Annotated in this window: 1 protein-coding gene; it reads right to left on the bottom strand. The window is 42.7% G+C overall.

Going from position 1 to position 872, the window contains the following annotated elements; translation table 11 throughout:
* On the bottom strand, positions 1-872 hold an 872-nt coding region (locus NE536_RS22800), incomplete at both ends, for a hypothetical protein (protein WP_261274123.1).

Genomic DNA, 872 nt, shown 5'->3' with positions numbered 1-872 from the left:
TTGTTCTCGGGCGTAATGTGATTGAATAAGATCTAATAGTTCTTGTGACGGTTTAATACACGTCATATTTTGGCGCAATGTTCCATCCTGACGATACCGAGAGCTTGGATAACGAGGTTTTTGTCTAAATGATTTACCAGCAAGCTTGAGATCAACAGAATGCTTTGCAGCTCCTGTTCTAACCGATAGTCGATCTGCTCCCAACATGCTCAATAGCTTTGAAGATAGATACTTGTGACTCGCTTCTGCGTGAAAAGATGCAACATGGCCATCTTCATAAATGCTCACAGTGTGGCTTTCTATGTGTCCACATTGTACTAATCGATTAAAGTAGAAATACCATGTCGACTCAGGTATATAAACACCGTGCCGCATTGCTACTTCTTTACGCAGCGCATCATGAGTTACGTTTTTACCGCCTTGTCGTGTTGCGACAACGATATGACCGTTGTTCACATTACAGTTAACAACAAATGCTGAAAGCATATAGCCCAAGATCACTTTAGATCGATGTTGAGGAGTTCCACGCCTCAAACCATCTTCACATTCTAGAAATTCCTCACGATAAGGTAACAACTTAGCTTGTGTGAGTAGCGTTTGAATAAAGTCAGGTAGACGTCGTTTACCTTTAAATCCAGCAAACCCTGACACCTTGGCCTTAAAGCCCACTGCGGCGCGTTTTTCCTTCACCGTGTCAGCAATGTTCCGAATTTCTGCATTTATTTCGTTACGCTCAGCTTTTCTAGCAACTTTTAACCGGATAGCTTCTTCATCGACAGAGTAAGCATTGCCATCTGGCACGGGCAGTTCTATCGCATAAGGTATATCTGCATAGCTAGATACAGGAGGATGCTCTTGATAATCATCACTGC

The organism is Shewanella septentrionalis (assembly GCF_025370265.1).
Lineage (GTDB): Bacteria > Pseudomonadota > Gammaproteobacteria > Enterobacterales > Shewanellaceae > Shewanella > Shewanella hafniensis.
Note: the sequence above shows the minus strand (reverse complement) of the source record. Positions and strands in the feature narration are given on the sequence as shown.